Consider the following 25,719-nt stretch of genomic DNA (forward strand, 5'->3'; position numbering starts at 1 on the left):
CGGGAACCCACGCGACGTCGACCCGTCGATTACGGGCCAGCCGCACCAGGTGACGGGCAAAGTCCCGACCTGATGGGCATATATCGAGGACGCTTGGTAACGCGGTGGACATGCCAGCGGCGGTACGAGTATTCGTACCGCCGCATCTTTGCGAGGATCCCCAGCTCCGTAAGGGCCGCCGCGGTTCAGTGAGGTTCTTGCGCCGCCCTGATCACGCCGCGCCGCGCTGGAGCGCCTCGCACACCGCCGTGGACTCGCGCGCGCCGAGTTCGACCGCGCGCCCGCAGTGGGCGATCCAGGCGGCGACCCCTTCCGGGGTGCCGGAGACATAACCCTCGAGCGCTTCCAGATACGCCTCCCGCCCCAGTTCGGCGTGGCCGACCTCGGCGGGACAGACCGACTTGGGGTCGAGCCCGCTGCCGATCAGGACGATGCGCTCGGCCGTGCGCGCGACCAGACCGTTGTGCGAGGTGAACGGGCGCAGCGCGAGAAGCTCGCCGTGCACGACGGCGGCCGTGACCAGCGCGGGAGCGGAACCACCCGCGATGATCAGCCCGGACAGCCCTTCCAGCCGGCCGTGCGCCTCCGCCGCGCCCGGCAGCCGGAGCCCGACCAACGGCTCGTCGACCGGCTCACCCTCCTGCCGGGGCCGGCCGACCTGCTCGGCCTTGTCAGCCGCCGCGACCAGGTGCAGCCGGGCCAGCACCCTCAGGGGCGACTGCCGCCAGATGGACAGCAGCTGACCGGCCTCGGCGGACAGGCGCAGGGCCGCGCCCATGGTGCGCGCCTCCTCGTCACCGCTGAAATCGCTGCGCCGGCGCACCTCCTCCAGGGCCCAGTCCGCGCCAGACAGTGCCGCCGAGCCCCGCGCGCCGCGCAGCGCCGCCTCGGACGTGATCTCGTTGCTGCGCCGCCGCATGACCCGGTGCCCGTAGACCCGGTCCACGGCCTTGCGCACGGACTCCACGGAGTCGGCCACACCGGGCAGGGCGGCCAGGGCCGCGAGCGGGTCGGCGGTCGCGCCTGTCGTACTCATGAGTACGACACTACGCACCCCGGGCGCCCACCCCACGAAGGAGTGGTCTTCTTCACGCCCAATGCACACTCACGGCTACTTCGCCACTACGCTTGGTGAACATGAAAATTGCTTTCGTGGGGAAGGGCGGCAGCGGAAAGACGACCCTGTCCTCCCTGTTCATCCGTCACCTCGCGGCCGGTGGGGCTCCGGTGGTCGCGGTCGACGCCGACATCAACCAGCACCTCGGAGCCGCACTGGGCCTGGACGAGGCGGATGCGGCCGCCCTCCCCGCCCTGGGCGAGCACCTGCCGCTGATCAAGGACTATCTGCGCGGCACCAACCCGCGCATCGCCTCCGCCGAGACGATGATCAAGACGACTCCGCCCGGCGAGGGCTCCCGGCTGCTGCGGGTGCGCGAGGACAACCCGGTCTACGACGCCTGCGCGCGTCCGGTGGAACTCGACGGCGGGGCCGTCCGTTTGATGGTCACCGGCCCCTTCTCCGAAGCCGACCTGGGGGTCGCCTGCTACCACTCCAAGACCGGAGCGGTGGAGCTGTGCCTGAACCACCTGGTGGACGGCCCCGACGAGTACGTCGTGGTCGACATGACCGCCGGTTCGGACTCCTTCGCCTCCGGCATGTTCACCCGTTTCGACATCACGTTCCTCGTGGCCGAACCGACCCGGAAGGGGGTCTCCGTCTACCGCCAGTACAAGGAGTACGCCCGCGACTTCGGCGTCACCCTCAAGGTCGTCGGCAACAAGGTGCAGGGCCCGGACGACCTCGACTTCCTCCGCGCGGAGGTCGGGGAGGACCTGCTGGTGACGGTGGGGCACTCGGACTGGGTCCGGGCCATGGAGAAGGGCCGGCCGCCCCGGTTCGAGCACCTGGAGGAACCCAACCGGAAGGCCCTGTCCCTGCTGCGGTCGGCCGCCGACGCGACGTACGGGTTGCGTGACCGGGAGCGCTACACCCGCCAGATGGTCCACTTCCACCTGAAGAACGCCCGCTCGTGGGGGAACGAGCGCACGGGAGCCGACCTGGCGGCCCAGGTCGACCCCGCGTTCGTGCTCGGCGAGAACGTCACCGTGTCCGCTTGACGCCGGCGCTCACCCCTTGGCCGCCGGTGAGCCCGGCGCCCCCTTGGGAGCCGGGGCGGGGCCATCGGCCAGGAAGGACTTCCAGCCCTTCTCCGGGGCCTCGCCGACGCCGAGCGTGCGCAGTTTCGCCAGGGTCGCCGGATCCTGCGCGTCCAGCCAGTCCGCCAACTGCCGGAAGGAGACACAGCGCACGTCGGACTTGGTGCACACCGCCTCGATGACCTCCTCGACGGCCCGCATGTAGGTACCGCCGTTCCAGGACTCGAAGTGGTTGCCGATGATCAGGGGCGCCCTGTTGCCCTTGTAGGCACGGTCGAAGCCCTGGAGCAGTCCGTCCCTCATCTGGTCGCCCCACATCTCGTGTTTGGCGGGGTCGCCCTGGGTGGTGGTGCCCGACTGGTTGACCATGAAGTTGTAGTCCATGGTGAGCTGTTCGAAGGAGTGCCCCGGGAAGGGCACGAGCTGCATGGACAGGTCCCACAGCCCTCCCTTCTTCTTCGGCCACACCTGGTTGTTGACCCCGCTGGTGTCATAGCGGAAGCCGAGTTCGCGGGCGGCCTTCGTGAAGTTCTCCTGCCCTTCCAGGCAGGGAGTGCGGGCGCCGATGAGCTCCTTGTCGTAGTCGAAGGGCAGCGGCGCCGCGTTCTTCATGCCGGTATTGGTCTTCCAGGTCTTCACGAAACGCTTGGCCTGCGCGATCTCGTCCTTCCATTCCGCCACCGACCATTCGCCGACCCCGCCGCCGCTGCCGCAGAAGTGACCGTTGAAGTGGGTGCCGATCTCATTGCCCTCGAGCCAGGCCAGCCGCAGTTGCTTCACGGTGTCGGCGATGCCCTGCTGATCGTTGAAGCCGATGTCGGAGCGGCCCGGGGAGTGCTGCGGCGGTCTGTACAGATCGCGCTTCTCCTCCGGAAGCAGATAGACGCCGCTCAGGAAGTACGTCATGGTCGCGTTGTTCTCCTTGGCGACCTTCCGGAAATGGGAGAAGAGCCGCTGCCCGTCCTCGCCCGCGCCGTCCCAGGAGAAGACCACGAACTGCGGGGGCTTCTCCCCGGGCTTCAGCCGTTCGGGCCGCGGCAGGTGGGGCTGCGCCCCGGTGTAGGCGGTGGAACCGTCGCCGATCAGCCGGACGACGTTCTTCGGTGCGGGCGCCGGCTTGGCCTTCTCCTGGTCCCGCGCCTGCTCGCCGGCGCTGTCGGCGCCGGAACCGCAGCCGGCGAGCGAGGCGGCGCAGACCGCGGCGATCACGGTGCCGGCGGCGATCCTGTGGGTGGCGGCCATCCGCCCACCTTCTTCCTTCTCTCGGGCCGAGCTCGATGAGGGCGTTGTCTGGTGCTGCGTCGGCCCTTGCCGACAGCGCCGCCAAAGTCGCACGGAATACAGAAGGAATTAATACGACAAGCCGATGAAATAGCCACTTCACTCGGCGGAGTGATTGAATACTCCATTTGCCCGGAAAGTCTATGCCAGCGCTTTACTCCGAATTACGATTCGTTTACTGATCGTTGCCATTTCCCGCCGTTCTGGGGCCGTGCCCCACGGCCGCGACCGCCCCCACCGCCGAGTGGGGCCCACCCGCTGCACCGCCGCACAGACCCGAAGGAGACGGGGCACCATGTCAGCCTGCGTTCCCTCCCACACCGCCGACCCGAATCACACCGAGCGCACCCACCCACCCCACAGCCCGCCACCGTCCGGCCCCCGGCGTCTCCGCATCGCGAGCGCCGATGTGTCGGCCGCGGTCGCGGTCTTCCTCATCGCCCTTCCACTGTCCCTCGGCATCGCCCTCGCCACCGGCGCCCCGCTCCAGGCGGGACTGGTCGCCGCCGCCGTCGGCGGACTCGTCGCCGGGCGGATCGCCGGCTGCCCGCTCCAGGTCAGCGGTCCTGCCGCCGGGCTCACCGTCGTCACCGCCGATCTCATCCAGCACTACGGATGGCGGACGACCTGCGCCATCACCGTTCTCTCCGGCCTCGCCCAGCTCGGACTGGGCTGTCTGCGGGTGGCCCGCGGCGCGCTCGCCGTCAGCCCCGCGATCGTGCACGGCATGCTCGCCGGAATCGGTATCACCATTGCCGTCGCCCAGCTGCACATCGTCCTCGGCGGCACTCCACAGAGCTCGGTGCCCGACAACCTCCGGGCGCTCCCCTCCCAGTTGGTCAACCTGCATCCCGCGGCTCTCTTCGTGAGCCTGCTGACCCTGACGCTGCTGCTGCTCTGGCCGCGGCTCCCCGGACGAACCGGGATGCTGCTGCACAAGGTCCCGGCCGCGCTCGTCGCCGTCGCCGGGGCCACCGCGATCGCCGCCGCGGCCGGACTCGTCCTGCCCAAGGTCGACCTGCCGTCCTGGCGCAACCACGCCTTGGCCGGGCTGCCGGAGGGCCCGGTGCTCGGTCTCGTCGCCGCCGTGCTCACCACGACCCTGGTGTGCAGCGTGCAATCGCTGCTCGGCGCCGTCGCCGTGGACAAGCTGGTGTCCGCCCGGCCCGGTCCCGGCCCGGTCGGACGGTCAAACCTCGACCGCGAACTGCTGGGCCAGGGCGCCGCCAACATCGTCTCCGGATCCCTCGGCGGACTGCCCGTCGCCGGGGTCGCGGTGCGCAGTTCCGCGAACGTGGGCGCGGGTGCCGTGAGCCGGAACTCCACGATGCTGCACGGCGTTCTCGTAGTAGCCGCCGCGTTGCTCCTGGTCCCGCTCCTGGAGTTCATCCCGCTCGCCTCGCTCGCCGCCCTGGTGATGGCCGTCGGCATCCGGATGGTGTCCCTGAACCACATCCGCACGGTGACCCGCCACCGTGAAGTGCTGGTCTACGCCGCGACCACCCTCGGTGTCGTGTCCTTCGGCGTTCTGGAGGGCGTCGCCCTGGGCATCGCCGTCGCCGTCGGCGTGGCCCTGCACCGCCTCACCCGCACCCGCATCACCCACGAGAGAGAGGAAGGAGTCCATCACGTACACGTCAGAGGGCAGTTGACCTTCCTCGCGGTGCCACGGCTCAGCCGGGCCCTGCATCTCGTACCCCAAGGGGCGAGTGTCGTCGTCGCGTTGGACGGCTCCTTCATGGATCACGCGGCGTACGAGACGCTGCAGGACTGGCAGAGCACACACACCGCGCGGGGCGGCACCGTCGAGATCACCGGCCGCCGCGCCGGGGTCCGGATCGCCGAACCGGCCGCCCTCTCCTCCGGGCACCCCGACGGCGGACCCGAGGCGGCCGGAGCCTCCGGCGCCCACTGCCGCTGCCGGCCCTGGACGGCCTGGCGCAACCACCAGTGCGACCGCCCACGCCCCCTGCCGGACAGCGACCGCAGCCGAGACCTGGCCGACGCAATGGGCCTCGCGAACGGAGCGGACGGACCGGAAGGTGCAGCAGCCAGAACGCTCCCGGCGAAGTCTCCGGAGCGTATGCAGGCGCCGGGACGGGATCTGAAGCCGGAGCAAGACCAGGATCGAGACCGGGATCGGGACCGGGGACGGGACCGGGATCGGGACCGGGAGAACGCCGGAGGCAGCCAGCTCGTGCGCGGCATCGGCACGTTCCAGCGTTACATCGCTCCCCTGGTGCGCGGAGAGCTGGCCCGGCTGGCGCGCGAGGGACAGCGGCCCGCCCAGCTGTTCCTGACCTGCGCCGACTCCCGGGTGGTCACCTCCATGATCACGTCCAGTGGCCCGGGAGACCTGTTCGTGGTGCGCAACGTCGGCAACCTCGTGCCCCCGCCCGGCGCGGAGAGCGGCGACGACTCGGTGGCGGCCGCCATCGAGTACGCCGTGGAGGTGCTGGGAGTGCGGTCGATCACGGTGTGCGGGCACTCGGGGTGCGGTGCCATGCAGGCACTGCTCGACTCCGAGCCGGGCGGCGGCGCCCGTACGCCACTGAGACGCTGGCTGCGGCACGGCCGGCCCAGTCTGGAGCGCATGGACGCCGACAGCGGTGCCCCGCCGCAGCTGACCGAACGGACGCCGGCCGACGCGGTCGAGCGGCTCTGCCTGACGAACGTCGTGCAGCAGTTGGAGCATCTGCGCGCTCACGAGGCGGTGGCCCGCGCTCTGAAGGACGGAGCCCTGGAACTGCACGGGCTGTACTTCCACGTGGGAGAGGCCCAGACGTATCTCCTCACCGAGCGGGACGAGGAGAGGGTGTTCGACCGGGTGCGGGACGTGGACCTGGCGCTGTGAGGCGGCGGCCTGCCGGCGTGAGAGACGCTGCACCACTTGAACCGGCTTGCTCCGGGACGCGTGGGAAGGGTTGAGGAACACCGCAGCACTCGACCCCCGACAGGTCTACACCAATTTCCCGTCGACCCTTGTCAGCGCACCCCCGGGTCTGATGAGCTGTGGCCTGGGACACAACGGACACCCTGGGAAAGGCAGATGCCGTGAGCAATGAAAGCCTGGCCAACCTTCTGAAGGAGGAGCGTCGCTTCTCGTCCCCCGCCGACCTGGCCGCGAACGCCAACGTCACAGCGGAGGCGTATGAACAGGCCAAGGCTGACAGGCTCGGCTTCTGGGCCGAGCAGGCCCGTCGGCTGACCTGGGCCACCGAGCCCACCGAGACCTTGGACTGGTCGAACCCGCCGTTCGCCAAGTGGTTCCAGGACGGCGAGCTCAATGTCGCCTACAACTGCGTGGACCGGCATGTGGAGGCCGGACACGGCGACCGCGTCGCCATCCACTTCGAGGGCGAGCCGGGCGACAGCCGCGCCATCACCTACGCCCAGCTCAAGGACGAGGTCTCCAAGGCCGCCAACGCTCTGCTGGAGCTGGGTGTCCAGAAGGGCGACCGGGTCGCCGTCTACATGCCGATGATCCCCGAGACGGCCGTGGCGATGCTGGCCTGCGCCCGGATCGGCGCCGCGCACTCGGTCGTCTTCGGCGGCTTCTCGGCGGACGCGCTCGCCACCCGTATCCAGGACGCCGACGCCCGTGTCGTCATCACGGCCGACGGCGGCTACCGGCGCGGCAAGCCGTCCGCGCTCAAGCCGGCCGTGGACGAGGCCGTCGGACGGGTGGACAACGTCGAGCACGTCCTCGTCGTCCGCCGCACCGGCCAGGACGTCGCCTGGACCGAGGGCCGGGACGTGTGGTGGCACGACCTGGTGGAGCGGCAGAGCGCCGACCACACCCCGGAGGCGTTCGGGGCAGAGCACCCGCTGTTCATCCTCTACACCTCGGGAACCACGGGTAAGCCCAAGGGCATCCTGCACACCTCCGGCGGCTTCCTCACCCAGACGGCGTACACCCACTGGTCCGTGTTCGACCTCAAGCCCGAGACCGACGTGTACTGGTGCACGGCCGACGTCGGCTGGGTCACCGGCCACTCGTACATCGTCTACGGCCCGCTCGCCAACGGCGCCACCCAGGTCATGTACGAGGGCACCCCGGACACCCCGCACCAGGGCCGCTTCTGGGAGATCGTGCAGAAGTACGGTGTGACGATCCTCTACACGGCGCCCACCGCGATCCGGACGTTCATGAAGTGGGGCGACGACATCCCCGCGAAGTTCGACCTGTCCTCGCTGCGGGTACTGGGTTCCGTCGGTGAGCCGATCAACCCCGAGGCGTGGATCTGGTACCGCAAGAACATCGGCGGGGACCGCACCCCGGTGGTGGACACCTGGTGGCAGACCGAGACCGGCGGCATCATGATCTCCCCGCTGCCGGGCGTGACCGACGCCAAGCCCGGTTCCGCGCAGACCCCGCTGCCCGGTATCGCCGCGACGGTCGTCGACGACGAGGCCAACGAGGTGCCGAGCGGCGGCGGCGGCTACCTGGTCCTCACCGAGCCGTGGCCGTCGATGCTGCGCACCATCTGGGGCGACGACCAGCGGTTCATCGACACGTACTGGTCGCGCTTCGAGGGCAAGTACTTCGCCGGTGACGGCGCCAAGCGGGACGACGACGGCGACATCTGGCTGCTGGGCCGGGTCGATGACGTAATGCTGGTGTCCGGGCACAACATCTCCACCACGGAGGTCGAGTCCGCGCTGGTCAGCCACCCGTCGGTCGCCGAGGCGGCCGTGGTCGGCGCGGCGGACGAGACGACCGGCCAGGCGATCGTCGCCTTCGTGATCCTTCGCGGCACGGCGGCGGAGACCGAGGACCTCGTCGGCGAGCTGCGGAACCACGTGGGCGCCACGCTCGGCCCGATCGCCAAGCCCAAGCGGATCCTTCCGGTGGCCGAGCTGCCCAAGACCCGCTCCGGCAAGATCATGCGGCGCCTCCTCCGCGACGTCGCGGAGAACCGCCAGCTCGGAGACGTCACCACCCTGACGGACTCCACGGTCATGGATCTCATCCAGGCCAAGCTGCCCCAGGCGCCCAGCGAGGACTGAGCGGGCAGCGCCCGAACACGACGGTGCATCCGGCGCATCCGTGCGCCGGATGCAGCCGGGTGCGCCCGGATGCCCCCGAGGACTCCTGGTGCAGTTCGGGGGCACGTTCGTTAGGGTGTGCGGAAAGCTGTTGTCTCATGGGGCGCCGGGAAGTCTGGTCGGCACGCGATTCGTGCTACCCGTCGACCAGAGGAACACCCTGTGAGCGCCCCCCGCACCCCCGACTCTCCCGACTCCCCCCGCAAGGTCTTCGGGCGTCTCTCCCTGCCCGAGCGGACCTTCGTCACGGACGCGCTGCGCACCGAGACCGTCGGTGGTGTCCTGCTTCTCATCGCCGCCGTCGCCGCGCTGACCTGGTCGAACATACCCGCGCTGCGCGACAGCTACGAGAGCGTCAGCGACTTCCACTTCGGCCCCGAGGCGCTCGGGCTGAACCTGTCCGTGGCGCACTGGGCGGCCGACGGACTGCTCGCGATCTTCTTCTTCGTCGCCGGAATCGAGCTCAAACGCGAACTCGTCGCCGGCGACCTCCGCGACCCCAAGGCCGCCGCGCTCCCCGTCGTCGCCGCCCTGTGCGGCATGGCCGCACCGGCGCTGGTCTACACGCTCGTCAACGGCGCCGGCGGCGGCTCCCTGGCCGGCTGGGCCGTGCCCACCGCCACCGACATCGCCTTCGCGCTGGCCGTGCTCGCCGTCATCGGCACCTCGCTGCCCAGCGCCCTGCGCGCCTTCCTGCTCACCCTCGCCGTCGTCGACGACCTGTTCGCCATCCTGATCATCGCGGTCTTCTTCACCGCCGACCTCAACTTCGCCGCGCTCGGCGGCGCGGCCGCGGGTCTGGCCCTCTTCTGGCTGCTGCTGCGCAAGGGCGTACGCGGCTGGTACGTGTACGTGCCGCTGGCGCTGACCGTGTGGGCGCTGATGTACAACAGCGGCGTGCACGCCACCATCGCCGGTGTCGCCATGGGCCTGATGCTCCGCTGCCACCGCCGCGAAGGTGAGGAGCACTCCCCCGGCGAGCACATCGAGCACCTCGTCCGGCCTCTCTCGGCCGGCCTCGCGGTCCCGCTGTTCGCCCTGTTCAGCGCGGGCGTGGCGGTCTCCGGTGATGCCCTGGCGAAGGTGTTCACCCAGCCCGAGACGCTCGGCGTCGTCCTCGGGCTCGTCGTCGGCAAGATGCTCGGCATCTTCGGTGGCACCTGGCTGACGGCCCGCTTCACAAGGGCGTCACTCAGCGACGACCTCGCCTGGCCGGACGTGTTCGCGGTGTCGACGCTCGCCGGGATCGGCTTCACCGTGTCGCTGCTCATCGGCGAACTCGCCTTCGAGGACGACGCGTCCATGACGGACAGCGTCAAGGCCGCCGTCCTGACCGGGTCGCTGATCGCCACCGTCCTCGCGACCGTCCTGCTGAAGATCCGCAACGCCAAGTACCGCAGGCTGACCGAGGACGAGGAGCGGGACGAGGACCTCAGCGGCGTCCCGGACATCTACGAGCAGGACGACCCGGCCTACCACCTGCGCATGGCGGAGATCCACGAGCGCAAGGCCGCGGAGCACCGGCGACTCGCCGGGGAGAAGGCCGCCGAGCGGGACGCGCTTGCCGAAGTACCGGGCGGGGCAGGCGATCAGCACCACGGTCCGGCATGATCTGACGAGACGGTACAAAAGACGGAACCGTACGCGCAGACGAGCAACGTACGACGTACGCAGGAGAGGGAGACCGCGATGAGCGCACCCGACGGCAGCCCGGTCGGCGCCGAACGCAGCATCGGCCAGCTGTTCGCCTCGGCGACGGCCGACATGTCGGCGCTGGTGCACGACGAGATCGCGCTGGCGAAGGCGCAGCTCACGCAGGACCTGAAGCGCGGCGCGACCAGCGGCCTCGCGTTCACGGCGGCCGGAGTGCTGCTGCTCTTCTCCCTGCCGATGCTGAACTTCGCCCTCGCCTACGGCATCCACACCTGGAGCGACTGGAACCTCGCGCTCTGCTTCCTGCTGTCCTTCGCGGCGAACGTGCTGATCGCCGTGGTCCTCGCGCTGATCGGTGTCGTCTTCGTCAAGAAGGCCAAGAAGGGCCGGGGCCCGCAGAAGGTCGCCGCCTCGGTGAAGGAGACGGCGGGCGTCCTGCAGAAGGCCAAGCCGCACCCCCGTCCCGCCCTGCCCGAGGACCGGGTCCCCCAGGCGATCGAGGCTGTGGCACGCTCGTCCTCATGACGGAACCCGCCACCCCTTCGGCGCAACCCGCTTCGGCCGTACGCCTCGACATCCCGGGCGGCGACGGACTGACGCACCGGGACGTCGCCGCCAACGGCGCCCGCTTCCACATCGCGGAGCTGGGCGACGGCCCCCTGGTACTGCTGCTGCACGGCTTCCCCCAGTTCTGGTGGACCTGGCGGCACCAGTTGACGGCGCTCGCCGACGCGGGGTTCCGGGCCGTCGCCATGGACCTGCGGGGGGTCGGCGGCAGCGACCGCACACCGCGCGGTTACGACCCGGCCAACCTCGCGCTGGACATCACCGGCGTGATCCGCTCCCTCGGCGAGCCGGACGCCGCACTGGTCGGCCACGACCTGGGCGGCTACCTGGCGTGGACGGCTGCGGCGATGCGCCCCAAGCTCGTACGGCGGCTGGCGGTCTCGTCGATGCCGCATCCGCGGCAGTGGCGGTCGGCGATGCTCTCCGACGCCCGGCAGTCGGCGGCCATGTCCCACATCTGGGGGTTCCAGCGGCCCTGGATCCCGGAGCGGCAGCTCACCGCGGACGACGGGGCGCTGGTGGCGAAGCTCATCCAGGACTGGTCCGGCCCCCGCCTTCCGGACGACAAGGCGCTGGAGAACTACCGGCGGGCGATGTGCATCCCCTCCACGGCGCACTGCTCGATCGAGCCGTACCGCTGGATGGTGCGCTCCCTCGCCCGCCCGGACGGCTTCCAGTTCAACCGGAGGATGAAGCGCCCGGTGCGGGTGCCGACGCTGCATCTGCACGGCTCCCTGGACCCCGTCGTCCGCACCCGGGTCGCCGCGGGGTCCGGGCAGTACGTCGAAGCGCCGTACCGCTGGCGGCTGTTCGACGGGCTGGGACACTTCCCGCACGAAGAGGACCCGGTCACCTTCTCGACCGAACTGATCAATTGGCTGAAGGATCCCGAGCCCGACCGGTAACCGGCCGAACGCGCTCGGTACCGCTCCCGACGCCCGCACCCTGAACGCTTGTCCGACGAACGCCAATTGCCCGGCGCATAGGCCAATTGGGGGCCCGTGAGGCGGTTATCGACCTTGGGGCGGGGGCAAACGTCGGGGTATGGGCTGGACGCACGATTACAGTGACGCAACCCGCAATCGCCGCTCGGCGGGCGGTGTGAGCTCCCACCAGCGAGGCGGTGCACCACAGATGGCGGCTACGGACCTCAAGGTGGGCATCCCGCGCATCCTCCGCCGCCGGGCGCGCTGGGTGTCCGTACGCCTGCGCCACCCCCGCGGCTGACAGTCCTTCACCTCACAGCGCGCAGCTGTCGCTGTCCACCTCACGGTTCGCGGTACGGCCCTTGGCGATGTCCTCCCGGATCTCGTCCACGGTGAGCGCGTATCCCGTCTCGGCGTTGTCCCGGGACTTCGCGAAGACCACGCCGTAGACCGTGCCCTCGGTGCTCAGCAGCGGGCCGCCGGAGTTGCCCTGACGGACGTTCGCGAACAGGGAGTACACGTCCCGCCGGACGGTGCCGCGGTGGTAGATGTCGGCGCCGTTGGCCGTGATGCGGCCGCGTACGCGCGCGGCCCGCACGTCGTAGGCACCGTTCTCGGGGAAGCCGGCGACGATGGCTCCGTCACCGCTGCTCGCGTCCTCCGCCGCGAACTTCAGCGCCGGGGCATCCATGTCGGGGACGTCGAGGACGGCGATGTCGCGTTCCCAGTCGTAGAGGACGACCTGCGCGTCGTACTTCCTGCCCTCGCCGCCTATCTGCACGGTCGGGTCGTCGACTCCGCCCACGACATGTGCGTTGGTCATCACCCTCCGGTCGGCGAAGACGAACCCGGTGCCCTCCAGGACCTTGCCGCAACTCTCCGCCGTACCCATGACCTTGACGATGGAGCGCTGCGCGCGCGTCGCCACGGAACTGTTCGCGAGGGTGGGGTCCGGCGGCCGTACGTCGTTGATCGGCTCGTTGGCGAACGGGCTGAAGACCTGCGGGAAACCGTTCTGCGCGAGGATGGAGGAGAAGTCGGCGAACCAGGTGTCGGCCCGGTCGGGCAGCACCCGGGAGACCCCGAGCAGCACCTTGGAGCCGCGGACCTCCTTGCCCAGGGTGGTCAGTGTCGTACCGGCGAGGGCCGAGCCGATCAGCCAGGCGACCAGCAGCATCGCGACCACGTTGACCAGCGCCCCGCCGGTGGCGTCCAGCGCGCGGGCCGGGGACCAGGAGATGTAGCGGCGCAGCTTGTTGCCCAGATGGGTGGTCAGGGCCTGGCCGACGGAGGCGCAGACTATGACGACGACGACCGCGACGACGGCGGCGGTCGTGCCGACCTCGGCGTCATCGGTCAGGGCGTCCCAGATCACGGGCAGCACGTACACGGCGGCGAGTCCGCCGCCCAGGAAGCCGATCACCGACAGGATGCCGACGACGAAGCCCTGGCGGTAGCCGACGACCGCGAACCACACGGCGGCGAGCAGCAACAGGATGTCCAGCACGTTCACCGCTTCAAGCCTCGCCTCGTCGTACCCAGCACGGCGACCACCCTGTCATGACCGCCAGTCCAGGGGGACCCGCTTGTCCCGATCCCAGGGCCGCTCCCACCCGGCGAAGTGCAGCAACCGGTCGATGACCCCCGCCGTGAAGCCCCATACGAGGGCGGATTCGACCAGGAATGCCGGACCCTGATAGCCGCTGGGATGGACCGTGGTCGCACGGTTGTCGGGGTGGGTGAGATCCGCCACCGGAACGGTGAACACCCGCGCTGTTTCGTTCGGATCGACGACACCGACCGGGCTGGGCGCCCGCCACCAGCCCAGCACGGGGGTGACGACGAAGCTGCTGACCGGGATGTAGAGCTTCGGCAGTACGCCGAAGAGCTGGACGCCGGACGGATCGAGCCCGGTCTCCTCCTCGGCCTCGCGCAGAGCGGCCCGCAGCGGACCGTCGCCCTGCGGATCCCCGTCCTCGGGGTCGAGGGACCCTCCGGGGAAGGACGGCTGCCCCGCGTGCTCGCGCAGCGAGGTCGCCCGCTCCATCAGGAGCAGCTCCGGGCCGCGCGCGCCGTCACCGAAGAGGACGAGGACGGCCGACTGCCGCCCCGCGCCGTCCTCCGGGGGCAGGAAGCGGCTCAGCTGCCGCGGCGCGACCGTGTCCGCCGCGCGGGCCACCGGCTCCAGCCAGCCCGGCAGCCCCTCCTGGCTGAGCGTCACCGGGCCGCCCTGGGTACCGCTCGCCCGTGCCATCGCCACCCCCCTCGTCCGACCGCGTCCCACGAGTCCAACGCCCGGCGGCCCCGAGATCGTTCCGCCGGCCGCCGTCGCGTGCCCCGCTCCGTCATCCGGCCCCCAACGGCGGGGCGGACCTGCCGCCGGCGTCGAGGTAGGCCTGCGGAGGGTTGAGACGCTGGCCCGGGAGGCCGCCCTTCTCGTACTTCAGCAGTTTCTCCGCCTTCTCCGGGTCCGTCTCGCCCTCGCCGTACGCCGGGCAGAGCGCGGCGATGGGGCAGGCGCCGCAGGCCGGCTTGCGGGCGTGGCAGATACGACGGCCGTGCCAGATCACATGGTGGGACAGGTCGGTCCAGTCGCTCTTGGGGAAGAGCGCACCGATGGCCGCCTCGATCTTGTCGGGGTCGGTCTCCGCGGTCCACTGCCAGCGGCGTACGAGGCGCTGGAAGTGCGTGTCCACGGTGATGCCGGGGCGCCCGAACGCGTTGCCGAGCACGACGAAGGCGGTCTTGCGGCCCACGCCGGGCAGCTTCACGAGGTCCTCGAGCCGGCCGGGCACCTCGCCGCCGAAGTCCTCCGCGAGCGCCTTCGACAGCCCGATCACCGACTTGGTCTTGGCCCGGAAGAAGCCGGTGGGGCGCAGGATCTCCTCCACCTCCTCGGGGTTGGCCGCGGCCAGGTCCTCCGGGGTGGGGTACTTCGCGAACAGGGCGGGGGTCGTCTGGTTGACGCGCAGGTCGGTGGTCTGGGCCGACAGCACCGTGGCGACGACGAGTTGGAAGGGGTTCTCGAAGTCCAGCTCCGGATGGGCGTACGGGTACACCTCGGCGAGCTCACGGTTGATCCGGCGCGCCCGCCGGACCAGCGCGGTGCGCGACTCGTCCCTGGCCGGCCTGACCACGGCCTTCGCGGGGGCCGCCTTCACGGCCGCGGTCGCCTTCTTGGGCGCGACGATCTGCTTCTTGGGGGGCGGGGCCTTCTTGATGGTGGCGGCCTTCTCGGCAGGGGCGGCCTTCTTGGTGGCCTTCTTGGCGGAGCCGGACTTCTTGGCGGGTGCGGCCTTCTTCGCGGGGGCCGCCTTCTTCACGGGGGCCGCCTTCTCCGCGGGGGCCGCCTTCTCGGCCGCGGCCTTCTTGGACGCAGCCGTCTTCCCCGGCGCGCGCTTCGCGGCCTCCCCGCTCGCGTCGGCAGCCACCGGCTTCACCCTCGACCGCGCCGACTGCTCATGCTTCTCCCGCTTCTCCGACTTCTCCGGCTCCTGGGACGGCGCTCCCTTTGCCGCTTTCGCCGTTTCCCTACCGCCATCGGAGCCCTGTTCGCCCACAGCGGAATCGCGACGTACACCCACTCGCGCAGCCTCCTCGGCCTGTGCTCTCACCGGCGATTTGGACACCCGGCCAGCCTACGACCCGGCACCGACATCCGCCCCGGCCCCGGAAGTCCGGCGTCCAATTGGACCCCTGCCGCATACCCCGACCGGCCCGTACGGCATCCTTGTGACAGATCACACTGTTTGGACCGTCCGGCAAAATGGGCACCACGGTCCCCTGGTACGTGGGGAAGAAGATCCCCTGAGCAGGTCGACAAGGAGAGAACTCGTGGACGACGTTCTGCGGCGGAACCCGCTCTTCGCGGCGCTCGATGACGAGCAGGCCGCGGAGCTTCGCGCCTCCATGAGCGAGGTGACCCTGGCACGGGGCGACTCCCTGTTCCACGAGGGCGATCCCGGAGACCGCCTCTACGTGGTGACCGAGGGCAAGGTCAAGCTGCACCGCACGTCCCCCGACGGGCGCGAGAACATGCTCGCCGTGGTCGGCCCGGGCGAGCTGATCGGTGAGCTGTCCCTGTTCGACCCGGGCCCGCGCACCGCGACCGCCACGGCGCTGACGGAGGTCAAGCTGCTCGCCCTGGGCCACGGCGACCTCACGCCCTGGCTGAGCGCCCGCCCCGAGGTCGCCACCGCGCTGCTGCGCGCGGTCGCGCGCCGGCTGCGCAAGACCAACGACGCCATGTCGGACCTGGTCTTCTCGGACGTCCCGGGCCGGGTCGCCCGCGCCCTGCTGGACCTGTCCCGCCGCTTCGGCGTGCAGTCCGAGGAGGGCATCCACGTGGTGCACGACCTCACGCAGGAGGAGCTGGCCCAGCTGGTCGGCGCGTCCCGCGAGACGGTCAACAAGGCCCTGGCGGACTTCGCCCAGCGCGGCTGGCTCCGTCTGGAGGCCCGCGCGGTGATCCTCCTGGACGTCGAGCGTCTCGCGAAGCGCTCCCGCTGACACCCGGCAACGCCATCGGTGGAGCCCCGCTTCCCCGCCGGAAGCGGGGCTCCGTCGCGTCCGTACGTCCGCCTCGCTCCCGCGCGGCACCGCACACGTGGGCCGCAGCGAACACGACCCGCTGGCCACCCCGCACGCTGCTTTCAGCCGGGAGCGGCCCTAGATGAGGCCGTGCTCCCGCAGGTACTCCAGCTGGGCGCGTACCGACAGTTCCGCGGCCGGCCACAGGGAACGGTCGACGTCGGCGTACACGTGGGCGACGACCTCGGACGGGGTGCGGTGGCCGTCCTCGACGGCCGTCTCGACCTGCGCGAGGCGGTGCGCGCGGTGGGCGAGGTAGTACTCCACGGCACCCTGGGCGTCCTCCAGGACGGGCCCGTGCCCCGGCAGGACCGTGTGGACGCCGTCGTCGACCGTGAGCGACCTGAGCCGGCGCAGCGTGTCCAGATAGTCCCCGAGCCGTCCGTCCGGGTGGGCCACGACCGTCGTACCGCGGCCGAGGATGGTGTCGCCCGTGAGGACCGCCCGGTCCGCCGGCAGGTGGAAGCACAGGGAGTCGGCGGTGTGGCCGGGGGTCGGCACGACCCTCAGTTCGAGGCCTCCCACGGTGACGACGTTCCCGGCGGCCAGCCCCTCGTCGCCGAGCCGCAGCGCCGGGTCCAGTGCCCGCACCTTCGTACCGGTCAGCTCGGCGAAGCGGCCCGCGCCCTCGGCGTGGTCGGGGTGACCGTGTGTCAGCAGGGTGAGAGCGACCCGTTTGCCGGCCCGCTCGGCCGTGCCGATGACGTGCCGCAGGTGCCCGTCGTCCAGCGGGCCCGGGTCGACCACGACCGCCAGGTCGGAGTCCGGTTCCGACAGGATCCAGGTGTTGGTGCCGTCGAGGGTCATCGCCGACGGGTTGGGGGCGAGCACATTGACGGCACGCGCGGTGGCGCGGCCGGAGAGGACACCTCCCCTCGGCTGTCCGGGCAGGGCGCTTGCGTCCGTCATGCGGGGGCTCCCCCGGTCGCGATGTGCTTGGTGAACTCGTCGTGCCCCGGCCAGGAAAGCACGATCTCGCCCTCCACCAGGCGCGCGGTGGCCAGTACCGGCGTGAGGTCCCGCGCGGGAGCCGCTTCGAGCGCCTCCGCGGCCGTGTCGTACGCCATGAGCTGGCGCAGGGTGGCGATGGTCGGGGGCATCATCAGCAGCTCGCCCCGGTCGTAGCCGGCGGTCGCCCCGCGCGGGGTGATCCACACCGTGCGGTCGGCCTCCGTGGAGGCGTTGCGGGTGCGCTGCCCCTCCGGGAGCTTCGCGGCGAAGAACCAGGTGTCGTAGCGGCGGGATTCGAACTCGGGGGTGATCCAGCGCGTCCAGGCGTCCAGCAGGTCGGAGCGCAGGACCAGCCCCCGGCGGTCGAGGAACTCCGCGAAGGACGTCTCCCGTGCGACGAGCGCGGCCCGGTCCGCCTCCCAGTCCTCGCCGGTCGTGTCGCCGACCACGGATTCGGGGGTGGGACCGGCGAGCAGCACCCCGGCCTCCTCGTACGTCTCCCGCACGGCCGCGCAGACGATCGCCTGCGCCCCCGCCTCGTCGACCCCGAGCCGGTCCGCCCACCACGCGCGCGTGGGGCCCGCCCAGCGGACGTGCCGGTCGTCGTCACGCGGGTCGACGCCACCGCCCGGGTAGGCGTAGGCGCCGCCCGCGAACGCCATGGTCGTACGCCGGCGCAGCATGTGCACGGCGGGTCCGTCACCGGTGTCCTTGAGCAGCATGACGGTGGCCGCCCGCTTCGGCGTGACCGGCGTGAGGCCGCCCTCCATGAGCGCCCGGATCCGTTCCGGCCACTCCGGCGGGTACCACTGCCCATCAGCCTGCGCATTCGCCATGGCCGGAGGCTAACCCGTGACGCCCGGATGTTCGAGTGCCCGGAGGAACGGCCGCACGCGCAGCCGGGACATCCGGTCCGCACACGCGACGTCGCAGGCGGGAGGCTCGGGACGCGTACCCGTGGAGCTCTCCGAGGGACCACCGCGCGGCGGTCCGGCCCCCGCAGCGGCGCCCACGCGTACGGCAGCGCGACGACCGACCACTGGCCGGCACCGGGGAGGGCCGCCGAGGCTCGCTGACCGCGCGCGGTACGGCTCGGAATACGACCGGGGCCCACGATGGCCGGCAGGGACAGCCGAGCGCCGATCCGGCCGACGGGACACGAGGCATCGGCCGGCCGACGACCGCGCTGCACAGCCCGTCGCGCGCTGCGGCCTCGTACCCGGCGGCGGGCAGCCGACATGCCCGCGCGACACACGTGAGCGTCCTGCACCGGCACGCGCGCGTGGCGATGTCGACCGCGGGCCGCGGCACAACGCTCCAGGGCGCGCTCCCGCGGGCACGCCTCCTCGGACGGCGTTCCGTGAGCCCTGGGAGACGCCGGGCCGGGCCACGTTGTTCGTACACAGACAGGCAGGCGCGGCTCGGAGCCCGGGAACCCGGGCAAGGCGGTACGGGCCGCACGTCGGCAGCCGGGGAGGCCCGCTCGCGCCCCGCGCGGGGCACACCACCGGCCGATCCACTCGGCCGGCGCACCCGCGCCGATGACGTCGGCGGGCGGGCGAGTGACGCGGCACGCGGTGGCGCCGAGGTGTCCCGCGCGGGAGACCGCCCGGCCCGCGACGGGCCGGCACAGCGGCGCCCCAGCCGCCCCGTGCCGCCGCGTGAGGCCTACGCCTCCGTGAGTTCCACCTGGATCTCGACCTCCACCGGCGCGTCCAGCGGCAGTACCGCGACACCGACCGCGCTGCGGGCGTGGACGCCCTTGTCGCCGAGGACCTCGCCCAGCAGCTCGCTCGCGCCGTTGAGGACGCCCGGCTGGCCCGTGAAGTCCGCCGCGGAGGCCACGAAGCCGACGACCTTCACCACGCGCGCCACCCGGTCCAGGTCACCGGCGACGGACTTGACCGCGGCGAGGGCGTTCAGCGCACACGTGCGCGCCAGTTCCTTCGCCTCCTCCGGGGTGACCTCCGCGCCGACCTTGCCGGTCACCGGAAGCTTGCCGTCCACCATGGGCAGCTGGCCGGCGGTGAAGACGTACTGCCCCGACCGCACGGCCGGCTGGTACGCGGCCAGCGGAGGCACGACCTCCGGCAGGCTCAGGCCCAGCTCGGCGAGCTTCGCCTCGACGGCGCTCATGCCTGCTTCTCGCGCTTCAGGTAGGCCACCAGCTGCTCGGGGTTGTTCGGCCCGGGCACGACCTGGACGAGCTCCCAGCCGTCCTCGCCCCAGGTGTCCAGAATCTGCTTCGTTGCGTGGACGAGCAGCGGCACAGTCGCGTATTCCCACTTGGTCATGCGGCCGACTCTAGCCGCTGCCGTCACCACTCCCACCGCCACTCCCGCCGCCGTCTTGTCACCACTCCCACCGCCGCTCCCACCGCCACTCCCGTCACCGCCCCCGGCAGCCGCGCCGCCACCGTGCGCCCGCCTTCCACGGATCGCAGGTGCCCGCTCACCGACGACCGTCCGCCGCCTCCCGCGCGGGGTGGCGACCGCCTGCCGCGCGGGGTGCCGACCGCCTGCCGCGCGGGGTGCCGACCGCCTGCCGCGCGGGGTGCCGACCGCCTGCCGCGCGGGGTGGCGACCGCCTGCCGCGCGGGGTGGCGACCGCCTACCGAGCCCCGACGCGACCGCCCGCCGCGCCCCGCGCGACCGCCTCCCGCGCGGGGCGCGACTCCCGGGAACTGCCACCCGGAGCCGCCGGGGCGCGCGGCGAGCCTTTAGGCTCGAAGACGTGAGCAGGCTCCAGGTCGTCAGTGGCAAGGGCGGAACCGGCAAGACCACGGTGGCCGCCGCCCTCGCGCTGGCCCTGGCCACGGAGGGGAAGCGGACGCTCCTCGTCGAGGTCGAGGGCCGGCAGGGCATCGCACAGCTCTTCGAGACGGAGGCGCTGCCCTACGAGGAGCGGAAGATCGCCGTAGCTCCGGGCGGCGGGGAGGTGTACGCCCTCGCCATCGACGCCGAACTGGCCCTACTGGACTACCTCCAGATGTTCTACAAACTGGGCAGTGCGGGCCGGGCCCTGAGAAAGCTCGGCGCGATCGACTTCGCGACCACCATCGCCCCCGGCGTCCGTGACGTCCTGCTGACCGGCAAGGCGTGCGAGGCGGTCCGGCGCAAGGACAGAAACGGCGGGTTCGTCTACGACTACGTCGTGATGGACGCCCCGCCGACCGGCCGCATCACCCGCTTCCTCAACGTCAACGACGAGGTGGCCGGGCTCGCCAAGATCGGCCCGATACACAATCAGGCGCAGGCGGTCATGCGGGTGCTGAAGTCGCCGGAGACGGCGGTGCACCTGGTGACGCTGCTGGAGGAGATGCCGGTCCAGGAGACCGCGGACGGCATCGCGGAGCTGCGCGCCGCGCGGCTGCCGGTGGGGCGCGTCATCGTGAACATGGTGCGGCCGCGGGTGCTGGACGATTCCGCCCTGGAACTCGTGGCGTCGGTCCCTCGTTCTTCTGTCGCACGGGCCCTGTCGTCCGCCGGCCTCGGCGGCGCGCGGCGCGGGGGACACGCCGAGCGGCTGGTGGAGCCGCTGCTCGCGCAGGCGGAGGAGTACGCCGAGCGGTACGCGCTGGAGACGGAGCAGCGTGCCGTGCTGGCGGACCTCGACGTGCCGTTGCACGAGCTTCCGCTGCTCGCGGAGGGCATGGACCTGGCCGGCCTGTACGCGCTGGCCAGGAACCTGCGCGGTCAGGACGTCACATGACCCGCCGTGACCGTTCGCCCCGCTCCCGCCCCCACGTCCCCCACCGCCGACACCAACCCCACCGCGGCACGAACGCCAGCACCAGCCCCAGCACCAACACCAGCGCAAGCCCCGTCACGAGTCGGAAGCACCGGAAGCAGGGGATGTCATGAGCCGTCGTCCGGAACAGGCGCAGACCCACGACCCGGCCCGTCACCACCTCTCCCCCGCCCGCACGCTCGACATCGATCCGCTGATCGAGGACCCGGACACCCGGATCGTGGTGTGCTGCGGCTCGGGCGGGGTCGGGAAGACCACCACCGCGGCGGCGCTGGGCCTGCGCGCGGCCGAGCGGGGACGCAAGGTGGTCGTCCTCACCATCGACCCGGCGCGCCGGCTCGCCCAGTCGATGGGGATCGACTCGCTCGACAACACCCCACGCCGGGTGAAGGGCATCGACGACTCCGCGGGCGGCGAACTGCACGCGATGATGCTCGACATGAAGCGCACCTTCGACGAGATCGTCGAGGCGCACGCGGACCCCGAGCGGGCCGCGGCGATTCTGGGCAACCCCTTCTACCAGTCGCTCTCGGCGGGCTTCGCGGGCACGCAGGAGTACATGGCGATGGAGAAGCTGGGCCAGCTGCGGTCCCGGGACGAGTGGGACCTCATCGTGGTCGACACCCCGCCCTCCCGTTCCGCGCTGGACTTCCTGGACGCGCCCAAGCGGCTCGGGTCCTTCCTCGACGGCAAGCTCATCCGCGTGCTGCTCGCACCGGCGAAGGTCGGCGGCCGCGCGGGGATGAAGTTCCTGAACGTCGGGATGTCGATGATGACGGGCGCGCTGGGCAAGGTGCTCGGCGGTCAGCTGCTGAAGGACGTCCAGACGTTCGTGGCCGCGATGGACTCGATGTTCGGCGGGTTCCGTACGCGCGCGGACGCCACGTACAAGCTGCTCCAGGCGCCCGGGACGGCCTTCCTGGTGGTGGCGGCCCCCGAGCGGGACGCGCTGCGCGAGGCCGCGTACTTCGTGGAGCGGCTGGCCGCGGAGGACATGCCGCTGGCGGGGCTGGTGCTCAACCGGGTCCATGGCAGCGGCGCGGACCGGCTGTCGGCCGAGCGGGCGCTGTCCGCCGCGGAAAATCTTGAGGACTCCCGCATTGTGGATCAGGAGGACGGGAAAGCTGGACTTCGTAACTCTCCCGACACGTACGGCAGTTCAGAATCGTCGGCTTCATCCGTGACGGCCGGGACACCGGCCCAGGACGTCCCCGGGGAAGGCTCCCCCGCCACCGCGGACGACACGGAAGCAGCCGTGGACCCGGACACGGGCCAAGGCATGGACCCGGACACGGGCCAAGGCATGGACCCGGACACGGGCCAAGGCATGGACCCGGACGCGGGCCAACGCATGGACCCGGGCACGGACCAGGACACGGCCCCGGACGCGGACCCGGAGCGGTCCGTCGACCGGCTCACCGCGGGCCTGCTGAGGCTGCACGCCGAGCGGATGCAGCTGCTCTCGCGCGAGCAGCGCACACGTGACCGCTTCACCGCGCTCCACCCCGAGGTGGCGGTGACCGAGGTGGCCGCATTGCCCGGCGATGTGCACGACCTGACGGGGCTGCGGGACATCGGCGACCGGCTCGCGGCCGACCGGCCGGAGCTGCCCGAAACGCCCTGAAGAGCCCCTCGCGAAGGGCCTCTCACCCCACCGCGGCGTAGGTCTCGTACACCTCGTCGTCGCTGAGGGGCACGACACCCGTCCCCCGCTCGTACTCCGAGCGCGCGGTCTCCAGCAGCCTGCGCCAGGAGGTCACGGTAGGCCGCCGGCGCAGCAGCGCGCGGCGCTCGCGTTCCGTCATGCCTCCCCACACGCCGAACTCGACGCGGTTGTCCAGCGCGTCGGCCAGGCATTCGGTGCGTACCGGGCATCCGGTGCACACCGCCTTGGCCCTGTTCTGCGCTGCTCCCTGCACGAACAGTTCATCCGGATCGGTAGTGCGGCAGGCAGCCTGCGCACTCCAGTCGGTAACCCAGCCCATACCGGCGCCGTCCTCTCCCGAATCGAGGCTCCCCCACGGCGGCAGCGGCATATTCACCGCCGCCAGTTGAGGACGTTACGGAAGGTGGGCACAGCGCAACACCCCCAGCGGGCCCAATCTTGAATGGTCCGAACGGACTATGGGTAAGCGGCAGATCACCCGGGGGAGTGAGGGGGCGACATGCGCGACAAAGGGGATGTTTCAGGTCAGTTCAGTTGCGTCACAACGGGCACCGCATGACACACGAGGCGGATACGGACACGGGCTCAACACCCCTCGACACACCTCATACGAAGAAAGTCGAAGAGATCCGGAACGATTCGGGGTCGCCGGACGTATTGATACGTGGCCTCACTGCTGTGACAGTTGAGTGCAGCTTAGGCCAAGGCATTTACGCTTGTCCGGCGAATGAGAACGTAGGCTGCTCCCATGCCAAAGAAGCGCTCGGGCGGTGGTCTGTCACCCACGCAGCAGGCCGCCAAGTTCCTCGGTGTCAGTGTCCTCGCGGGAGCCGTCATGGCCGGCATCGCGCTGCCCGCGGTGGGCGCGCTGGGTCTGGCGGCCAAGGGATCGGTCGAGAGCTTCGACGAGCTCCCGGCCAACCTGAAGACCCCGCCGCTGAGCCAGCGCACCACCATCCTCGACGCGGACGGCGGCACGATCGCCACCGTCTACTCGCGCGACCGCACGGTGGTCGACCTCAAGGACATCTCGCCGCACCTGCAGAAGGCGATCGTCGCCATCGAGGACTCCCGCTTCTACGAGCACGGCGCGGTGGACCTGAAGGGCGTCCTGCGCGCCCTCAACAAGAACGCGCGCAGCGGTGAGGTCTCCGAGGGCGCCTCCACGCTGACGCAGCAGTACGTCAAGAACGTCTTCGTCGAGGAGGCGGGCGACGACCCGACGAAGGTCGCCCAGGCCACCCAGCAGACCATCGGCCGCAAGATCCGCGAACTGAAGTACGCGATCCAGGTCGAGGAGGAGCTGGGCAAGAAGAAGATCCTCGAGAACTATCTGAACATCACCTTCTTCGGCCAGCAGGCCTACGGCGTCGAGGCGGCCGCCCAGCGCTACTTCTCCAAGTCGGCCAAGGACCTCAACCTCCAGGAGTCCGCCCTCCTCGCCGGCCTCGTCCAGTCACCGAGCCGCTACGACCCGGTCAACGACGAGACGGAGGCGAAGAAGCGGCGCAACATCGTCCTCCAGCGGATGGCCGAGGTCGGCGACATCTCCCGCGAGCAGGCCGCCGAGGCCGCGAAGACCCCGCTGGGCCTGGACGTGAGCAAGCCGAAGAACGGCTGCATCACGGCGGCCAAGGGAGCCGGCTTCTTCTGCAAGTACGTGGAGAAGGTCTTCCTCAACGACCCGGTCTTCGGCAAGACCCGGGAGGACCGGGCGAAGATCTGGAACCAGGGCGGCCTGACCATCCGTACGACGCTCCAGCCGCAGGCCCAGGAGGCGGTGCAGCAGTCGCTCAAGGACCACGTGAACCAGTCGGACTCGGTCGCCGCCGCGAGCACCCTCGTCGAGCCCGGCAGCGGCAAGATCGTCGCGATGGGCCAGTCGAAGCCGTACGGCTACGGCAAGAACGAGACGGAGATCAACTACTCGGTCGACTCCGCCTGGGGCGGCTCCAACTTCGGCTTCCCGACCGGCTCGACGTTCAAGCCGTTCGTGGCCGCCGCGGCCATCGAGGAGGGCAAGCCGCCGACCCAGAGCTACTCCGCCCCGTTCGAGATGCCCTACCCGCAGACCGTGCGCGGGTGCGAGAAGCCCTGGGTGAACGACGGGAACTACAAGCTCGAGAACGAGAACGAGTCCGAGGTCGGGCCGTACCCGCTCAAGGAAGCGATGGCCCTGTCGGTCAACACGTACTTCGTGCAGATGATCGAGGACATCGGCATGTGCCCCGTGGTGACCATGACCGACAAGCTCGGCATCGTCCAGGGCAACGGCAAGAAGATCCCCGAGGTCCCCTCCTCGATGACCCTCGGCTCCACCGGCCTCTCGCCCCTGACGATGGCGAGCTCGTACGCCGCCTTCGCCTCCCGGGGCATGTACTGCACGCCGGTCGCCATCGAGTCGATCACCCAGAAGATCGGCAACAAGCAGGAGTCGCTCGAAGTGCCGAAGTCGACGTGCTCCCGCGCGATGAGCGAGAACACGGCGGACACGGTGAACACCCTGCTGCAGGGCGTGATCGACTCCGGTACGGGCCAGGCGGCCGGCCTCAGCGACCGCGCCAACGCCGGTAAGACGGGTACGACGGACGAGCGCAAGAACGCCTGGTTCGTCGGCTACACGCCGAACATGTCGGGCGCCGTCTGGGTGGGCAGTGCCAGCCAGAAGGTCGAGATGAAGAACATCACGATCGGCGGCCAGTACCACGCCCTGGTCTTCGGTGGCGCGGTCCCGGGACCCATCTGGAAGGACGCCATGAACGGCGCCCTGTCCGGCAAGGAGGCCCCCTCCTTCAACCTCGTCGACATCCCGGACGCCGAGGACCGCGACCGCGACCGTGACCGCGGGGACGAGGACGGCGACCGCGACGACGGCAACAACGGCGACGGCGGTCTCATCGGCGGCCTGATCGGCGGCGGAGGCGGCAACGGGGGCGGCAACGGCGGAGGCGGCAACGGAGGCGCCGAGCCGGACCCGAGCTTCTCCATCCCGGAGGGCTTCATCCGCGGGGCCGGGAACGGGCCCGGAGGACGCGACTGACCGGCCCGCTCCGTCACCCACGACACGTGGAACGGCCCCTGTCCCGAGGAGCTTCTCGGGACAGGGGCCGTTCCACGTGTTTCCGCACG

21 protein-coding genes are annotated in these 25,719 nt (G+C 70.9%); 11 read left to right on the forward strand and 10 right to left on the reverse strand.

What is annotated here, in order from left to right; translation table 11 throughout:
* Window positions 1-211: 211 nt before the first annotated feature.
* Entirely contained in the window at window positions 212-1,036 is an 825-nt protein-coding gene (locus ACZ434_RS27895; protein WP_468460566.1) for a Fic family protein, read from the reverse strand.
* A 101-nt stretch (window positions 1,037-1,137) separates the two neighbouring features.
* Here ACZ434_RS27895 and ACZ434_RS27900 point away from each other — a divergent pair, with 101 nt between their 5' ends.
* Window positions 1,138-2,118, forward strand: coding sequence for an ATP-binding protein (locus ACZ434_RS27900; RefSeq protein ID WP_468460568.1), 981 nt, complete (start codon window positions 1,138-1,140; stop codon window positions 2,116-2,118).
* 9 nt (window positions 2,119-2,127) lie between these two features.
* Here ACZ434_RS27900 and ACZ434_RS27905 read toward each other — a convergent pair whose 3' ends face one another.
* Window positions 2,128-3,399, reverse strand: coding sequence for a polysaccharide deacetylase family protein (locus tag ACZ434_RS27905; RefSeq protein ID WP_468460570.1), 1,272 nt, complete (start codon window positions 3,397-3,399; stop codon window positions 2,128-2,130).
* Between the two features lie 334 nt (window positions 3,400-3,733).
* Between ACZ434_RS27905 and ACZ434_RS27910 the strand changes: the two genes are divergently transcribed.
* The 6 genes from ACZ434_RS27910 to ACZ434_RS27935 all read left to right on the forward strand — a co-directional run bounded on the left by ACZ434_RS27910 (window position 3,734) and on the right by ACZ434_RS27935 (window position 11,934).
* Complete coding sequence (locus ACZ434_RS27910) at window positions 3,734-6,292, forward strand: bifunctional SulP family inorganic anion transporter/carbonic anhydrase (RefSeq protein WP_468460572.1); 2,559 nt, start codon at window positions 3,734-3,736, stop codon at window positions 6,290-6,292.
* A gap of 200 nt (window positions 6,293-6,492) precedes the next feature.
* Window positions 6,493-8,448 (forward strand): acetate--CoA ligase, encoded by a 1,956-nt coding sequence (acs, locus tag ACZ434_RS27915; protein ID WP_468460574.1) that lies wholly within the window; start codon window positions 6,493-6,495, stop codon window positions 8,446-8,448.
* A 201-nt stretch (window positions 8,449-8,649) separates the two neighbouring features.
* On the forward strand, window positions 8,650-10,098 hold the full coding sequence (nhaA, locus tag ACZ434_RS27920; protein WP_468460576.1) for a Na+/H+ antiporter NhaA: 1,449 nt from the start codon (window positions 8,650-8,652) through the stop codon (window positions 10,096-10,098).
* A 78-nt stretch (window positions 10,099-10,176) separates the two neighbouring features.
* The gene (locus ACZ434_RS27925; RefSeq protein ID WP_468460578.1) at window positions 10,177-10,665 is read left to right on the forward strand and encodes a phage holin family protein; all 489 of its coding nucleotides are present in this window, start codon (window positions 10,177-10,179) and stop codon (window positions 10,663-10,665) included.
* Complete coding sequence (locus ACZ434_RS27930) at window positions 10,662-11,612, forward strand: alpha/beta fold hydrolase (protein WP_468460580.1); 951 nt, start codon at window positions 10,662-10,664, stop codon at window positions 11,610-11,612. The genes ACZ434_RS27925 and ACZ434_RS27930 overlap by 4 nt, the downstream gene beginning before the upstream one ends.
* 139 nt (window positions 11,613-11,751) lie before the next feature.
* Entirely contained in the window at window positions 11,752-11,934 is a 183-nt protein-coding gene (locus ACZ434_RS27935; protein ID WP_468460582.1) for a hypothetical protein, read from the forward strand.
* Window positions 11,935-11,946: 12 nt separating this feature from the next.
* On the opposite strand, the gene ACZ434_RS27940 is transcribed toward ACZ434_RS27935, so the two are convergent.
* The 3 genes from ACZ434_RS27940 to nth all read right to left on the reverse strand — a co-directional run bounded on the left by ACZ434_RS27940 (window position 11,947) and on the right by nth (window position 15,064).
* Complete coding sequence (locus ACZ434_RS27940) at window positions 11,947-13,146, reverse strand: MarP family serine protease (RefSeq protein ID WP_468460584.1); 1,200 nt, start codon at window positions 13,144-13,146, stop codon at window positions 11,947-11,949.
* Between the two features lie 45 nt (window positions 13,147-13,191).
* On the reverse strand, window positions 13,192-13,887 hold the full coding sequence (locus ACZ434_RS27945; protein WP_468460587.1) for an NUDIX hydrolase: 696 nt from the start codon (window positions 13,885-13,887) through the stop codon (window positions 13,192-13,194).
* A 91-nt stretch (window positions 13,888-13,978) separates the two neighbouring features.
* Complete coding sequence (gene nth / locus ACZ434_RS27950; RefSeq protein WP_468460589.1) at window positions 13,979-15,064, reverse strand: endonuclease III; 1,086 nt, start codon at window positions 15,062-15,064, stop codon at window positions 13,979-13,981.
* Window positions 15,065-15,467: 403 nt separating this feature from the next.
* Here nth and ACZ434_RS27955 point away from each other — a divergent pair, with 403 nt between their 5' ends.
* The gene (locus ACZ434_RS27955) at window positions 15,468-16,142 is read left to right on the forward strand and encodes a Crp/Fnr family transcriptional regulator (RefSeq protein WP_004928297.1); all 675 of its coding nucleotides are present in this window, start codon (window positions 15,468-15,470) and stop codon (window positions 16,140-16,142) included.
* Between the two features lie 159 nt (window positions 16,143-16,301).
* On the opposite strand, the gene ACZ434_RS27960 is transcribed toward ACZ434_RS27955, so the two are convergent.
* The 4 genes from ACZ434_RS27960 to ACZ434_RS27975 all read right to left on the reverse strand — a co-directional run bounded on the left by ACZ434_RS27960 (window position 16,302) and on the right by ACZ434_RS27975 (window position 19,468).
* On the reverse strand, window positions 16,302-17,132 hold the full coding sequence (locus ACZ434_RS27960; protein WP_468460591.1) for an MBL fold metallo-hydrolase: 831 nt from the start codon (window positions 17,130-17,132) through the stop codon (window positions 16,302-16,304).
* Window positions 17,129-18,010: an NUDIX hydrolase gene (locus ACZ434_RS27965; RefSeq protein WP_468460593.1), complete on the reverse strand. Its 882-nt coding sequence runs from the start codon at window positions 18,008-18,010 to the stop codon at window positions 17,129-17,131. The genes ACZ434_RS27960 and ACZ434_RS27965 overlap by 4 nt, the downstream gene beginning before the upstream one ends.
* 832 nt (window positions 18,011-18,842) lie before the next feature.
* A complete protein-coding gene (locus tag ACZ434_RS27970) occupies window positions 18,843-19,310 on the reverse strand; it encodes a RidA family protein (protein ID WP_468460595.1) in 468 nt (155 codons plus the stop codon).
* The gene (locus ACZ434_RS27975; protein WP_003975360.1) at window positions 19,307-19,468 is read right to left on the reverse strand and encodes a DUF4177 domain-containing protein; all 162 of its coding nucleotides are present in this window, start codon (window positions 19,466-19,468) and stop codon (window positions 19,307-19,309) included. The genes ACZ434_RS27970 and ACZ434_RS27975 overlap by 4 nt, the downstream gene beginning before the upstream one ends.
* Window positions 19,469-19,907: 439 nt before the next feature.
* Here ACZ434_RS27975 and bagA point away from each other — a divergent pair, with 439 nt between their 5' ends.
* The gene (gene bagA, locus ACZ434_RS27980) at window positions 19,908-20,885 is read left to right on the forward strand and encodes an ATPase BagA (protein ID WP_468460597.1); all 978 of its coding nucleotides are present in this window, start codon (window positions 19,908-19,910) and stop codon (window positions 20,883-20,885) included.
* Between the two features lie 148 nt (window positions 20,886-21,033).
* Window positions 21,034-22,548: an ATPase BagB gene (gene bagB, locus ACZ434_RS27985; RefSeq protein ID WP_468460599.1), complete on the forward strand. Its 1,515-nt coding sequence runs from the start codon at window positions 21,034-21,036 to the stop codon at window positions 22,546-22,548.
* Window positions 22,549-22,570: 22 nt separating this feature from the next.
* Here the strand turns inward: bagB and wblA are convergent, their stop codons facing one another.
* On the reverse strand, window positions 22,571-22,909 hold the full coding sequence (wblA, locus tag ACZ434_RS27990) for a transcriptional regulator WblA (RefSeq protein WP_468460601.1): 339 nt from the start codon (window positions 22,907-22,909) through the stop codon (window positions 22,571-22,573).
* 429 nt (window positions 22,910-23,338) lie between these two features.
* Between wblA and ACZ434_RS27995 the strand changes: the two genes are divergently transcribed.
* Entirely contained in the window at window positions 23,339-25,630 is a 2,292-nt protein-coding gene (locus tag ACZ434_RS27995) for a transglycosylase domain-containing protein (protein WP_468460603.1), read from the forward strand.
* Window positions 25,631-25,719 lie beyond the last annotated feature (89 nt).

The organism is Streptomyces sp. NPDC030893, from assembly GCF_055571535.1.